This is a genomic window from Lentzea sp. NBRC 105346 (assembly GCF_030269605.1).
Classification (GTDB): domain Bacteria; phylum Actinomycetota; class Actinomycetes; order Mycobacteriales; family Pseudonocardiaceae; genus Lentzea.
This window is the reverse complement of sequence record NZ_BSTQ01000001.1, coordinates 493,964-506,539: the sequence shown is the minus strand read 5'-3', so window position 1 is coordinate 506,539 and position 12,576 is coordinate 493,964. Positions and strand designations below refer to the sequence as shown.

Here is a 12,576-nt window from a genome sequence, read left to right as displayed (position 1 = left end):
ACTGCGTGCTCCTAGGCGGGATGCCAATCCCTTGGGACTACCAGCGCAGTCCTGGCGAGTCAGAGAAACGCTGGCTGGGCGCGCCCCACGTCGAGGTGATCGTGACTCGCAGGACACTGGACGCGTTGCCGAAGGCGCGGATCCCGAGGGAGCCGGGCGGGTCGCGGCGCGAGCGGTCACGCACCAGCGAGGCGTGCACGGCGGAGGGCACGTAAGTCCAGGGAGCCAGGGCCGGTGGCTCGGCACAGGTGATCTCCATGCGCTGGCCGGTCCACCGGCGCATGATGCACCGCCCGCGCCACACGACCGCCACGGAGTCCGGCGCACGAAGGTCTGCGCGGTCGAGCTCGGCGGTCATCCACTTGTCGGCGTCCTCAGGTGTCCACGTCGCCCCGTAGCGCAACAAGATCGCGCAGTGGTCACGGAACTCGTCGATCATCTCTCGCCGCCGTGCCCGCACGCCGGGCGGCATGTCCTGCGGCGCCACCGCGACATTGGTCCCGTCTTCGGTCCACCACGGGCCCTGCGGATCGATGGGCAGCCGCACCACAGTGGCCACCAGGCCGAGGTCGCGATCAAATGTCCACAGCACCGTGTCCCGCGCGGCGCCCTCTGCGGTCAGCGGCGAGGGCCACCTCCACGGCGACAGCGCTCGTTTGGGGCGGGCGACGCGGGCGGCCTGCTCCATGCCGATCGCGTCATAGGCCAGCAGCGTCACCGGTAGCCCGTCGACGAGCAGGTCCGCGCGCACGGTGCCGCTGTGCACCGGGTCCGGGGCGACGGCGTCGACCTGCAGCCAGCCCACCGCGCTGTACGCGGCCAGTCCCGCGGCGACCTCACTGGGATAGGGGCCTTCCACCCAGTCGACGACGATGGCGCCGTGGTCGTCCACGCGGTATTCAACATCCCGCGCACCGATCAGCAGCCGGCCCTCTCTGATCCCGAGGGCGAGCTGGCCGACGACTCGTGCCTGCTGATCACTCGTTCGCACGACGTCGACCATAGTCACCGTCTAGTGGTCGGCGTCGAGTTCGGTGATCAGGTCCGCGATTGCTTCGTCCTGGGTGTATCTCCAGTACAGGGAGGTACGCGGGTCGGCGACCCGGCGTTCCACCTGCGGCCAGCGCTGCCGGCAGCAAACGCCCATCCGTTCCAAAGCACGCAGGTGGTGGTACAGCCGTGGGTCTTTGCGCCAGGGCAGAAGCGGGCCGTGAAGGGCGTCGCGTAGTTCCTCAGTGGACAGCGGTTCGTCGGAGGCGGTCATCGCCTCGATGATCGCGGTGCGCACCGCGATCGTCCACGTCGAGGGGCTGGACATCCTTCACCGTTCGCAGTGTGGCGGGGCGGGATCCTCTGCCGCGACGGTGTGTCTGGGCGTGCCAACTCTGCCGCCTGGTCGTTCACACCGCAGATGCGCCGGGACGTCCTGATCGCCGCGTTCCCGCTCATGATGTGGGTCGGCCAGGTACAGCACCGGATGGCTGGCCCGTCCGCAGCGACTGTCGGCGCCGCCGCTCGGATTCTGAGCGGCGGCGCCGACGAGTATGCAGCGGACGTTAGAGCTGGCAGCGAGCGAGATAGCCTGCGCCGGAAATCGGGCCCGCACCTTGCAACTGCGGATGCGCAGACAGGTTCGTGACGCCAGGGTTCACGCAGATCCAGCGGGAGCTGGAGAAGTAGAACCAGACAGTAATGGCGATGCGCTTATCGCCACAGTGGTTGTAGTAGGCGGTGCCGTTCCAGCCGCGATAGAAGCCGCAGCCGTAAGCGATGAGGCCGTCGGGTGAAGCGGCTCCCGCCGCGGGCGCACTATTTCCTGCAATGTCGGTGCTGGCAGCCGGAGCACTGACGGTCTCCGAGGCGCTTGGGTGGACCTGCGCGTTCGCCGTTCCGGTCATGAGGCTCAGCGCGAGGACGATCATGAGGGCGAGAGTGCCGAAAACCCGGCGATGGACGCTATGCGTCATGAGAGTTTCCTCTTCCTGGTTTGAGCGATTCGCTTGCTGTCGATCGGCAAGAAATCCATTCGCGGACGCGACACCCCAATCGGAGGGCGAAATGGCTTTGCGATCTGAATCACAGAACACTCGAAGAGTCATGAACGCGTCAACGCAGTGGTTCAAACTCATGCAATGCCGGGATGCGGGGGGATATTTATAGGCACACCAATGCGCGGGACGTCGCGCATTTGATGGCTCTGAGAACCTTCGACAACTCGGCGGCGCGATTGCCTCGTCTCACGACGGCTGGATCGCGGGGCGTACGTGCTCTTCGCCGCGCCGCGCGGCGGTCCGACCGCGACGAGCGCCTGCTGACTGGCCACCTCGTGGCATGCCATCTCGGGCAGGGAGGGATTCCGAGAAGCTGGCGGACGCGTGGTGCACCGCTCGCTGGATGGTCAGCACCGTGGTGAACGAAGGCGCTGGTCGCGACACCCGTCATCGGCTGATCACCGTTGCGCCGGCCGGGACGGCAGTGAGGGCGTCATGCAGGGATGCGGGGGCTGTCAGGCAGCCTGTGGCGTCTGGGGTGCCGAGCGGCGAGCGTGCGGGGAGGCCGGGGACGCTGATGCCGCCGAACAGGGTGGCGCACAGCTTGTCCCCGGTGATGGTGAAGGGCCACATCAGTGTCAGGGGCCAGGGAAGGTTGGCGGTGGCGGCGCCGATGGCGACGAACGTGCGCGGGGCCGAGCCGGGTACCGGCGTGGTCAGGGTCGATGTGGTCGTGGCCCGGCCGAGTTCGGCGAGGACGGCGATGCTTCCGGTGCTGTGGTCGATTTCGATGCGCCGGCCGATGTCGGTGAGTTCGACAGCGGGTTCGAGGTGGATCCAGCCTGCGGGTGAGATGGCGTCGGGGCCCGGTGTGCCAGGCAGCAGCACCATGGCCCAGCCGGGCTGCCGGGCGATGACGGGCAGGCGCGTCGGGGCGATGATCTGGCGTTCCGGGAGCCGTGCGATCGGCGTGCCGCCAGGTTCGGTGTAGGCGATGACCTCGGTGGTGGGATGCAGGACCGTCGGTCCCGGATCCGCGTACGGCGAAGGGTCTCTGGGCGCGTCCGGGATGGTCGCGCCGACCAGAGCGACGGGCAGCAGGCGTCGCTGCGCCGCGTCGGGTCGTCGGGGCGGGATCGCCGCCGGGTCTTCGACGGCCGGGGTCGCGGTCACGGTCGGCGCGGCGGGGCTCGTCGCCGTGGCGCTGGTGGTGGGGTTCGGCGCTGCGGGCGCTGGTGGGACTGCCTCGGCGGTGCGGAGACTGATCACGGTGATCGCGGCGATCAGGACGATGATCAGGATTTTGGTTCCGGTGTCGGTGCGGTGCCACCAGCCGCGCGCCGGGAGGTACAGCGCGAGCGCGAGTAGTCGCGCGGCACTGAGTTTCGGTAGCGGCAGGGTTTTCTCGGGGTTGGTCGGCGCTGGTTCCGCGCGGTGTGTGGTCATGGCGTTGCGGCGGCGATCTTGTCGGTGACGGCCTTGGCGATCTCGCAGGTGTCGGTCTGGGGGAAGCGGGAGTTGGTGACGGACACGCCGCCGACGCCGTTGGCGAGTTGGACCGCGGTGGTGCAGATGGGACTGCCCTTGGAGGTGGCCCCCGTCTTCGTCCAGCCGGCCTTTCCAGCGAATGTCGCCGCGACTGCGCCCTTCACCTCAGCCGGATTCCCCGGAATACCGCCAGGCTTGGACCATATGATCAACGCGATCAAGTCCTTTCCGGACTTCACCGTGGCCTGGCCGGTCTTCGGGTCGACGGTGCCTTTGACGTCGTCGCTGTTGTCGTACCTGCATGCCGTGTCGAACGGAATGTCGCCGCCGGAATCCCGAAGCTTGGGCTTCTTCTCCTGCCGCGGGCGCACCGCCTCGGGAAAAGCCGGCCATCCGACCTGGCACGGGTCGAACGGAGCGCCGACGGACTTGGCGTCGGCGGGTATGTTGAGGTCGCCGAGTTTGACGGCTGCCTGATCGTTCTGTTGGCCGGGGCTGTCGGGTGCGGTGTTCTGTGGGGCGGAGGCGTCGCTGCTTGCTGGTTGCGCGGTCGGTGTTCCGGTGACGGTGGTGGTGCATCCGGCCAGGATCGCGCCTGCCGCTGCTGCGGTGACACAGGCGCGGATCACGACATTCACAGGCATGGTGTCCCCCTGGTTATCGTTGTGGGAAAAGGACTTTCAGCAGCTCGGTGGCGACCTGTTCGCGGAACTCGAGGCGTGCGCGATTGACCGGAGCGCGGCCGCGGTCCTTGCCGCGTGGTGGGTCGAGTACCAGCCGGATCTGCAGAACACCGGGCTTGGCGGGGTTGCCGGTGGGGGCGAGGGTGTAGTCCTCTTGGTCACGGCCCTTGCCGTCAACGTCGTCGGGGATGGCGACCCGCATGGCAGGGACTGCACCGAAGGTGAGCTCCTGGGTGTCCTTGGCCGTGCGCGGGTCCGACTTGTAGTGGCTGAGGTAGTCGCTGAGGGAGTTGCGGCCGTAGAGGCCGAGCTCGATGCCGAGTTCGTTGCTGTCCGACCAGATCGCGCAGCTGCGCTCGGCTTCGATCACGCGATAGAAGCCGGTACCGAGCCAGCGTTGCAGCGCCTCGTCGGGGATGGCTGAGCACAGCATCTGGACGGCGCGGCTCTGGTCTTCGTTCCAGGTGGCGAAGAGCTGGTCGCCGGTCGCGGGCGTGGTCTTGACCCACTCGACGCAGGTCTGGGGTGTGGCGCTCCGCGAGCATGTCCCCGATCCGGTGGAGGTGTTACCGGCACCGTCTGGTGCGCTGGGAGCGGGACCGCCCGTCTCAACGCCGGTACATCCGGCGGCGAGGGTGATCGCGGCGAGCAGAGCCGTGACGGTTCGGATGCTCATCAGCGGCCGCCGATCTTGTTCATGATCTTCTCGGTGATGGCGGGGGCGATGTCGCAGGACGCCGTGCGGACTTCCACGACTTGGTAGGTGGGTGTGGCGTCCTCGGCACGGGCGTCGGCGATGAGGCTGATCTCCGGCTTGTAGATCACTTCGGTGCGGCAACCGGTCTTGCTCTGCATCAGCACGGCTTTGCTGCCCGCGATGTCGGCGCCCTTGTACTCCTTGGAGGAGCTGCCCGCGAGGGTGAGCAGGACGGTGGGGTCGGTGTCGGCACCGAGCGTCACCGAGATCTCGTTCGGCGGTTGTCCTTTTTGGACTACGCCGTTCTTGGCTTTGGCCTGGCACTCGTAGGGGCCGCGGGGCCGCATGACCGGTTCGCCGCCGAGATCGGCCAAGGCCGCACTCAAGGCGTCGCACGGGTCCACGCGGCCCAGTGGCAGGTCGGGACTGGTGCGGCCGGCCCCCCGCTGGGGTGGGGTCTTCCACAGCTCGGCGGTGTCCTTCACGTACTCGCGCGCGACGTCGCAGGCGGGCTTGGGCGGCGGCTGGTCGCGCGCGGTGCGCGGGCTGACGGTGAGCCGGATGCCGTATTCGTCGTCGAGCGGGCGGACGAGCTCGCAGTTGCGATCGGACTCGCGCCGAAACACCCGCATGCCGGCGATGTCCTCGGGCGCGGCTTCCCGCCGCCGGTCCGCACCGAAGTCGTCGCCGACGTCGATCTGGAAACTCCAGGTGGACTCGAACTCGCTCTTGTTCAGGTCGAGCGAGCACTGGTTGAGACCCCTGGCGGCGGGCGCGATCTGGTCGCCCTTGTCACCGGTGATCTTCTCGGCGGCCTTCGGATCGTGCATTCCGCAGGCGTCGATGGCGCGGAAGCCGGCGTAGGCGATGGCCTTGGCGCGCAGCTCCTGCGGGATGGCGTCGTTGACCTGGACGGGCGCCGCATCACTGGTGCTCGGCGCGGCGGGATGGGGCGGATCCGCGGTGCAGGCGACCGCAGCGGCGGCGGTCAGGCACAGCACCAGGACGGTGGCCTGTGTGCGCATGTGAAAATCCCCCTGGCATTCCAAAATGATGAAGTGGCGACCTGCGGACTCTGTGGCGGCGAATCAGTTGTGAATCGCCGCCACAGAGCGGCACACACGGAAAGTGCGGCGCGGAACGTGCGGCGCGACGGGAGCTAGTTCCTCAGCATCCGGGACGGTCGGCCCACGCGTAGGTGATGTAGCCCATCCCTTTTGTTCCGTCGTGCTGGGAAAGGTTCGTGTCGCCGGGCCACACACAGAGTTCCCGGACTTCGGCTCCCCACCACGAGCGCACCTTGATGATGAGCATGCCGCCGCCACAGTGGCGGTACCACGCGTCGCGGCTGTCGCGGTAGAAGCCACATTGCCCTGTGGCGGAGAGTTCGTTGCTGGCGGCAGGGGCGCGGGTGGTGACACCGGCCCAGGCGTTGAGCTGGATGTTCGATGCCGAACTGCCCGCGTTGACCGTCCAAGGGGCGCCCACCTGCGCATGGGCGCTTCCGGCGAAGCCGCCGCCGAGCATGGCGGTGGCAACGGCGAGCGATGCCGCGAAGCGGCCGACGATCTTTCGATTCACTGTGGTGTTCCCCTCAAGGGTGAGAAGTGGGCGAGTCGGGCCGCTGCGATCGCATTCAAGAGTCGTGTGCAGCGAACGCGGCGGCGCGTATCAAGGAGAACGAAACGACTGAGAGTCGGTCAACGAAAACAAGGCAAGTAATGCATGGAAGGTTCTCGCGAAGAGGAAACAACGAAGTATCGGCAGGTAGCCACCTGCCGGTCTATTGCCCTGTTTCCGGTTACCGTTGGTCCCGCGTGATGGCGAGTCTGGAAAATCGACGTGTTTGATTCAGTGATCGCCGGGTGTCGTCGGGGTGCCCGGCGAGGCCGCGGGACTGGGGACCAGTCCAGGTCGCGATCTCGGATTGTCACGCACGAGGTTCAGGTGCGGCGGCGTGTGGCGAGGACGATCGCGGCGCCGATCAGCGCGGTGGCGGCGACGAGTGCCAGCACCCGTGGCCGGTGCCCCAGACCGCGCTGGGACGGAGGTGGCGTGGCACGGTGCCGAGCGCGGCTCACCGGTGGCCTGCCAAAACCGGGATGCCGGCCTGCTCGCCGGCGGCGCGGTCATCGTCGAGCGCCTCGTCCTCAAGCGACTCGTCGTCGTGCGCCCTGCGGGACGCAGCGAACGCTGCCTGTACGTGCGTCACGGGCAGCAGGAGCCCCGCGGCAAGCACGCCGGCGATGTCTCTGGGCAACTCACCGGTGCTGAGATAGGTGGTGATCGAATCGACGTAGGTGCCCAGCAGACTGGCCAGTGCAATGGGGTTGCGTTCCTCGTCGGCGGATCCGAGCCGTCCCGTCTCCTCCCAGAGCTTCAGCCGACGCACCCGGATGTGGATGCGTCCTGCGCCGATGGCCCACGCCGGCAGCGCTACGAGATGACGTTCCCGGTCACCGCCGCGCGCGTGCGACCGCCACGTGGTGGTGGTCGGCTGGCGTTCGCGGTGGTGGAAACGCTCGCAGAGCTCGTCAACGGTGAGCCCGAGGCGCATCCGCTGGTCGGCGAGTGTGGGTTCGCCTGGGGGTGGGTGCTGCAGGTCTGCGGGTGTACAGCCGAAGATCTCCGCCACAGCACGAAGATCCTGGGCGGGAATCGGTGCGGTTCCGTCTTCCCATGTGAGCACGGCGTGCCTGGACCGCCGGAGGCGTTTGCCCAGTGCCGTGCGCGTGAGTCCGGCCTCGCGGCGGGCGAGCTTGAGCGCGTCTGGATCGAACCGCGGGATCTCGATGCGTGCACGCATGAATCTCCTTGAAACATCAGTGTTTGCTTGGAACGCCTGGGGGGTCGCCGCGAGTCAGTCAAGGCAGGGAGCCGAGAACGCGCGGGTTTCCGGTGTGCAGGGTGTGGGCGCCCGCGTCGTGCAGCGCGTCCAGCAGGTCGGCGGTGATGCCGGGTGTAGCTGCGAGAGCTGGGTTGCCGACGCGTTCGCCGGGCCCTGCGGTGCCGGGCCAATGGGTGATCGCGCCTGCTTCCTCGGCGATGAGCAGCCCGGCCGCCCAGGTCCAGATGTTCAGTCCGTGATGGACGGAGGCGTCAACCCATCCGGCGGCGACATGGCACAGGTCGAGCGCGGGTGATCCGGAGTGCCGGATGTCGAGGATGTGCGGGAGAAGGCAGGCGATCACCGCTGCCTGGTCGGCGCGTTCGTTCGGGTCGTGTGCGCTGTAGCCGGTGGCGAGCACACAGCGCTCGAGGTCTCGCGTCTCCCTGACCCGCAGGAGGTGCCAGTCGGTGGACACAGCCGGGTCGAACAACCTGGCGCCTTCACCCAGCGCGGCCGACCAGACGCGACCGGACCGCGGTTCCGATACCGCACTGGCGACGACGACTCTGTCGACCAACGCGGCGATCGAACTGCAGTAGGCGGGCATGCCCGCCGCGCAGTTCGGGCCGCCGTCGAGAGCATCGACGATCCAGATGACTTCCGCACCGGCGGTGCGTAGGTGGCCGCCTTCTTCTTTGCCGACAACGTGATCGTGCGGCCGGTGACGCGCGACCTGATCTCGCAGCAGCCGCTCGGCGTCTTCATCAAGCGACACGTCGGGACCGGCACGGCTCGCGATTCGGGACGCGGTCCACGGACCGACACCTCCGGCGGCCCGCTCGCGGCGGATGTACTCGGCCGCCACAGCCGCCAGGCCTTCGGCGACGCTCTGCAGCTCGTGCGCTCGCGGTGACATAGTCAGCTGACCCCCAAGTGCCCAGGTGAATTAGGTGCGGCCGCGCCGCAGGCCCTTGTCTCACGCTGTCGGTCGTCCCGAATGCAGTGCGCCAAGATGCCAACGGCCGAGACCATAACCACTGCGGCGACGACTCGTAAAATTTCTCCACCAGACGGAAGAATCACCTTCCGACGAGAGCCACCAGCGAACAGTACTGCGTTTCCGCCGAACGGAAAAACGAACACGGACACCGCACACGTCGACTACCCAGCGCAGTCACATCAGCGTCACACACAGCATCACCGCAGGAAATCGACCCAGTTACGTGACTCTGCGTCGATGATCTGCCAGTGTGCAGGGCAGATCGATAAGCAGGGGTCAACCGACGATTGGCGCCACACTGCCACCGGCGACCATCTCCGGAAACTCTTCCGGCACATGGTGCGCCAAACGGCAGAATTGTGCACTGGAAGCACATCCCGCTATCGCGCTATGACCTGGCACATATTCGCTGATGCTCGGCGCCGAAATGGGTTTCCGATCGGGCAAATGAACACGTGGAAGGGATTTCGATGATGTTGTCCGCCGGGGACGCCCATGAAGCGCCCGTCGGGGGCTCGGTGGAGTCCAGTGCACGGGCTTGCCTGGTGCGGCCGCGTCCCCAGCCGGGTGCCGCTCACCGGCTCTACTGCTTTCCATGGTCCGGCGCGGGGCCTGCGGTGTTCGACCGGTGGGCGGAGCAGCTGCCGCCAACGGTCGAGCTGGTCGCTGTCCAGCTGCCTGGTCGTGCGGGGCGGCGTCACGAGGTGCTCGAGGTTGAGCTGGGCCGTATGGCCAGGGCGGTCGCCGAGGCGATGCGCGAGGAACCGGCCGGGAGTTGCGCGTTCTACGGGCACAGTCTGGGCGCACTGCTCGCGTTCGAGGTGTTGCTTCGCCTGCAGCACAACGACACCGGCATCGAGGCGCTCATCGCGTCGGGCAGCCGTGCTCCGGTGTGCCCTCCCCCGCGTCCCCTGCACGAGTTCCACGACACCGACCTGGTCCGGCGCCTGATCGCGATGGGCGGGATCTCGCCACAGCGCCTGCGCGACCGCGAATTCACACGTCGCGTTCTACCGGTGATCAAGGCTGATCTCACCGCCTGTGAGACCTACACAGCACCGCGCGGCGCCGCGATCACCTGCCCCGTGATCACGTGGTCGGGTGCCGAGGACTGGTACGCGCCGCAGAGCACGATGCGGCAGTGGGCGGACGTGACCGCCAGGCCGGAGGCGGTCACCCACCGGTCCTTTCCGGGCGGCCACTTCTTCGTCCACGCCGTGCCCGCGGACCTGGCGCTCGCCGAGCTCGGCTGGCCTCGGACCCAGACGGACTGGAGCGGCGCCTCTGCGCGGACGGCGCATGCCGCATGACCGGCCAGATGCCGCTCGAGCTGCGTCCGGCGGTGACGGTGCGACCACTGGACGCGGCAGCGGATTTGCCGGCCGTCCGCGCGATGGTCGACCGTTGCTCACCCCGTGCGCTGCGGCACCGATTTCTCGCCACCGGGATCGGCGTCTGCGAGTCCTATCTCGACACGATCACACGCGACAAGGCGCAGCACACCGAGGTCGCGACCCGTGCCGAGACCATCCTCGGTATCGGGTCGCTGCTGCCGATGCGACGCCGCGGCGCCGAAGTCTGCCTGCTCGTCGATGACGGGTGGCACGGCCGCGGGGTCGGTTCGGCCATCGCCGTACGCCTGGGGGTGCGCGCTGCGGCGCGCGGCATCACCCACGTGAAGGCGCACGTGCTGGTGGGCAACCGTAGCGCCCACACGCTGATCAGCCGGCTGTGCCCCGGCGCGCGTGCCGGGCCGCCCGACGCCGGCGTCGTCGTCTACGACGTGCCGGTCGGCCGGCTCGGGCTCCTCACCGCTGGGCGACCGATCGCAGCAGACGATTTCTGACGTGGTCACCGCGAACCGTCGCTGGGGCGCCCCCTCCCGGCCGCACGGTGGCCATCGCTGGTTCCGTCGCGTCCCAAGGCCCATGGGCCAGCGGCGCGACGGAACCAGCTCCCGCCCCGAGCACATCGCGCACGACAAGCCCGCTCAACCCGTTGTGCGCCAACGGCATCGTGCCGTCTACCTCCGGCGAGGAGTGCACCATCATGGTTCAGTCGGTTGCAGCGCCCCGGTCACGCTGGTGGAGGACCATCGCGTGCACGGCGCTGGTGACGCTTGCATGTGCCGCATGTGGCCCCACAGAGCCCGGTCCTCGCGCCGTATCGGACAGTTCCGCACCAGCCACAACACCAAGTACCCCGTCAGGTGTCCACGAGCGCGCGGCGCCGCAACCGTTCGGCGTGCAGATACTTGAGAGCGTCCGTACTGATGAGGCTGACACGCGAGGCCTTGAGCTCGTCGACGACCGGCTGGTCGAGAACACCGGGCAGACCATCCGCGCGCTGGCAATCGACACGGCTGATGTGCGGATGCAGCAGGACGTGCCCCAAGCGTTGCAGGGAAACGGAATCGCGCTCACCCCGGCCGGGCTATGGCAGACCAGCGGGGACTCCGCCGTGCTGCGGGATCCGAAGACGCTGGCCGAACGGCGCCGGGTTCCCCTGACTGGACAGAGCTGGGGTCTATGCCACGACGGCACTCATCTGGTGCAGTCCGAAGGCACGACACGGTTGCTGCTCCGTGACCACGACAGCTTCGCCCCGACTGGCGAGGTCCACCTCGCCACCCACCAGTGGTCGACAGCGCGACTCGGCGAGCTGCACTGCGTGACGATCGACGGCTATCCGCAGGTATGGGCTGCCGTCACGGGCACCGACTGGATGATCCGCGTGGACCTCTCCACCGGGATCACCACCGCCGTCGCCGATCTCACCCCGATCACGGTCGCCGAGCAACCGACCGGCACAGATCAGGTGATCGGCGGCATCGCCGCCGCACAGGCCGCAGACGAGCTGTGGCTAACCGGCCGGCATTACCACCACCGCTACCGGATCCGTCTGCAACCGCGGCAGTGATCCCAGGACCCGTCGGCGGGCATCCGGCCCGCCGACCCGCAGGCGCGGCGCGTCGAGCACCTGAGCTCGCCGCGCCGCGCCGCCCCGTGACAGGGACAGGCTGGGTCATAGCGCCAGTTCGACGAACCTGGCTCGAGTGGATCTCGTGCGCATGGGCACGCGGTCGACCTCGCCACTCGTGGCCGCGGTCATGCACCACTAGCGGCCTGTACCGAGCCATCTCATCGTCGCAGGATCAGTACGGCTCCTCGCCGTCCGGATACGACCGTCGCATCATGGCCTGCGGAACGAGATGCGCCATGGGCAGCGGCCCGAGCGCGGTCGGGCGTTCATAGACGACATAGCCGAGACGGCGCCCGGTCTTCGTGTTCAGCCACGCGTACAGGCTCGCCGGGATCTCGGGCGGCAGGAACAAGCCCTGTTCCTGCATGAGGAAGGTCGGCGCCCTCACCGTCCTGGTGAACCAGTCGGGGAACACGGCGTTGCGATCGACAACGACCTCGATACCTTTCTCCCTCACCTCACCCAGTTCCCGGTTCACCCGCAGCCCTTCGAACATAGGTTCGATATTGAGCCGGTTATCGCCGATTTGCAACTCTCGATTTCGCTTTGAGTGAGACCGCCGTCGGCGGTGTGCTGAGGAAGACGCCGGTCGCCGGGCGGCAGCTCGCGGACGTCCAGAGTCCGGGCGATCGGCGTCCTCCAGTCGTGGGCGTCCGCGCGCTTCGGCCGCAGCCGCGCGAGGGTGCGCGTGAACGCCCCCGGCACGATCACGTCGCCGACATCGTCCACCACGCCGGTGACGGCGACGAACGCCTCGATGGTGCCGTCGTCATCGAGATCCGCAAAGCCCGTGCCGGGCGCGAACGTGCTGGTCATGTGGAAATTCTCCGTTGGGACGGCTTGGATTCCGGGCAGGCGCGCGGGCGACCGCCTACGCTCTGCACAACGTTTCCCAGACCAACCTT

The 12,576-nt window shown here is 68.0% G+C and carries 16 protein-coding genes; 3 read left to right on the top strand and 13 right to left on the bottom strand.

Features of this window, described 5'->3' with window-relative positions:
• Positions 1-37 precede the first annotated feature (37 nt).
• The 11 genes from QSK35_RS01840 to QSK35_RS01790 all read right to left on the bottom strand — a co-directional run bounded on the left by QSK35_RS01840 (position 38) and on the right by QSK35_RS01790 (position 8,605).
• Positions 38-991 (bottom strand): hypothetical protein, encoded by a 954-nt coding sequence (locus tag QSK35_RS01840; protein ID WP_285741556.1) that lies wholly within the window; start codon positions 989-991, stop codon positions 38-40.
• A gap of 21 nt (positions 992-1,012) precedes the next feature.
• Positions 1,013-1,318 (bottom strand): hypothetical protein, encoded by a 306-nt coding sequence (locus tag QSK35_RS01835; protein ID WP_285741555.1) that lies wholly within the window; start codon positions 1,316-1,318, stop codon positions 1,013-1,015.
• Between the two features lie 238 nt (positions 1,319-1,556).
• Entirely contained in the window at positions 1,557-1,922 is a 366-nt protein-coding gene (locus tag QSK35_RS01830; RefSeq protein WP_285741553.1) for a DUF6355 family natural product biosynthesis protein, read from the bottom strand.
• Between the two features lie 516 nt (positions 1,923-2,438).
• Positions 2,439-3,437 carry a hypothetical protein gene (locus tag QSK35_RS01825; RefSeq protein WP_285741551.1) on the bottom strand — a complete coding sequence of 333 codons (999 nt, stop codon included), beginning with the start codon at positions 3,435-3,437 and terminating at the stop codon, positions 2,439-2,441.
• A complete protein-coding gene (locus QSK35_RS01820) occupies positions 3,434-4,123 on the bottom strand; it encodes a DUF3558 family protein (RefSeq protein WP_285741549.1) in 690 nt (229 codons plus the stop codon). Before QSK35_RS01820 ends, QSK35_RS01825 begins: the two co-directional genes overlap by 4 nt.
• A 13-nt stretch (positions 4,124-4,136) precedes the next feature.
• Entirely contained in the window at positions 4,137-4,838 is a 702-nt protein-coding gene (locus QSK35_RS01815; protein ID WP_285741547.1) for a hypothetical protein, read from the bottom strand.
• Positions 4,838-5,884 (bottom strand): hypothetical protein, encoded by a 1,047-nt coding sequence (locus QSK35_RS01810; protein ID WP_285741545.1) that lies wholly within the window; start codon positions 5,882-5,884, stop codon positions 4,838-4,840. The genes QSK35_RS01815 and QSK35_RS01810 overlap by 1 nt, the downstream gene beginning before the upstream one ends.
• A gap of 142 nt (positions 5,885-6,026) precedes the next feature.
• Positions 6,027-6,440, bottom strand: coding sequence for a DUF6355 family natural product biosynthesis protein (locus QSK35_RS01805; RefSeq protein WP_285741543.1), 414 nt, complete (start codon positions 6,438-6,440; stop codon positions 6,027-6,029).
• Positions 6,441-6,802: 362 nt separating this feature from the next.
• Entirely contained in the window at positions 6,803-6,940 is a 138-nt protein-coding gene (locus QSK35_RS01800; RefSeq protein WP_285741541.1) for a hypothetical protein, read from the bottom strand.
• On the bottom strand, positions 6,937-7,665 hold the full coding sequence (locus QSK35_RS01795; RefSeq protein ID WP_285741539.1) for a helix-turn-helix domain-containing protein: 729 nt from the start codon (positions 7,663-7,665) through the stop codon (positions 6,937-6,939). Before QSK35_RS01795 ends, QSK35_RS01800 begins: the two co-directional genes overlap by 4 nt.
• A gap of 58 nt (positions 7,666-7,723) precedes the next feature.
• On the bottom strand, positions 7,724-8,605 hold the full coding sequence (locus tag QSK35_RS01790; RefSeq protein WP_285741537.1) for an inositol monophosphatase family protein: 882 nt from the start codon (positions 8,603-8,605) through the stop codon (positions 7,724-7,726).
• A 554-nt stretch (positions 8,606-9,159) separates the two neighbouring features.
• Here QSK35_RS01790 and QSK35_RS01785 point away from each other — a divergent pair.
• From QSK35_RS01785 to QSK35_RS01775, 3 genes are all read left to right on the top strand, one after another.
• The gene (locus tag QSK35_RS01785; protein WP_352243039.1) at positions 9,160-9,999 is read left to right on the top strand and encodes a thioesterase II family protein; all 840 of its coding nucleotides are present in this window, start codon (positions 9,160-9,162) and stop codon (positions 9,997-9,999) included.
• Positions 9,996-10,535: a GNAT family N-acetyltransferase gene (locus QSK35_RS01780; protein WP_285741535.1), complete on the top strand. Its 540-nt coding sequence runs from the start codon at positions 9,996-9,998 to the stop codon at positions 10,533-10,535. Before QSK35_RS01785 ends, QSK35_RS01780 begins: the two co-directional genes overlap by 4 nt.
• A 203-nt stretch (positions 10,536-10,738) precedes the next feature.
• Complete coding sequence (locus tag QSK35_RS01775) at positions 10,739-11,608, top strand: glutaminyl-peptide cyclotransferase (protein ID WP_285742438.1); 870 nt, start codon at positions 10,739-10,741, stop codon at positions 11,606-11,608.
• Between the two features lie 235 nt (positions 11,609-11,843).
• Here the strand turns inward: QSK35_RS01775 and QSK35_RS01770 are convergent, their stop codons facing one another.
• The gene (locus tag QSK35_RS01770) at positions 11,844-12,167 is read right to left on the bottom strand and encodes a hypothetical protein (protein ID WP_285741534.1); all 324 of its coding nucleotides are present in this window, start codon (positions 12,165-12,167) and stop codon (positions 11,844-11,846) included.
• Entirely contained in the window at positions 12,146-12,487 is a 342-nt protein-coding gene (locus QSK35_RS01765; protein ID WP_285741532.1) for a hypothetical protein, read from the bottom strand. Before QSK35_RS01765 ends, QSK35_RS01770 begins: the two co-directional genes overlap by 22 nt.
• Positions 12,488-12,576: the final 89 nt, after the last annotated feature.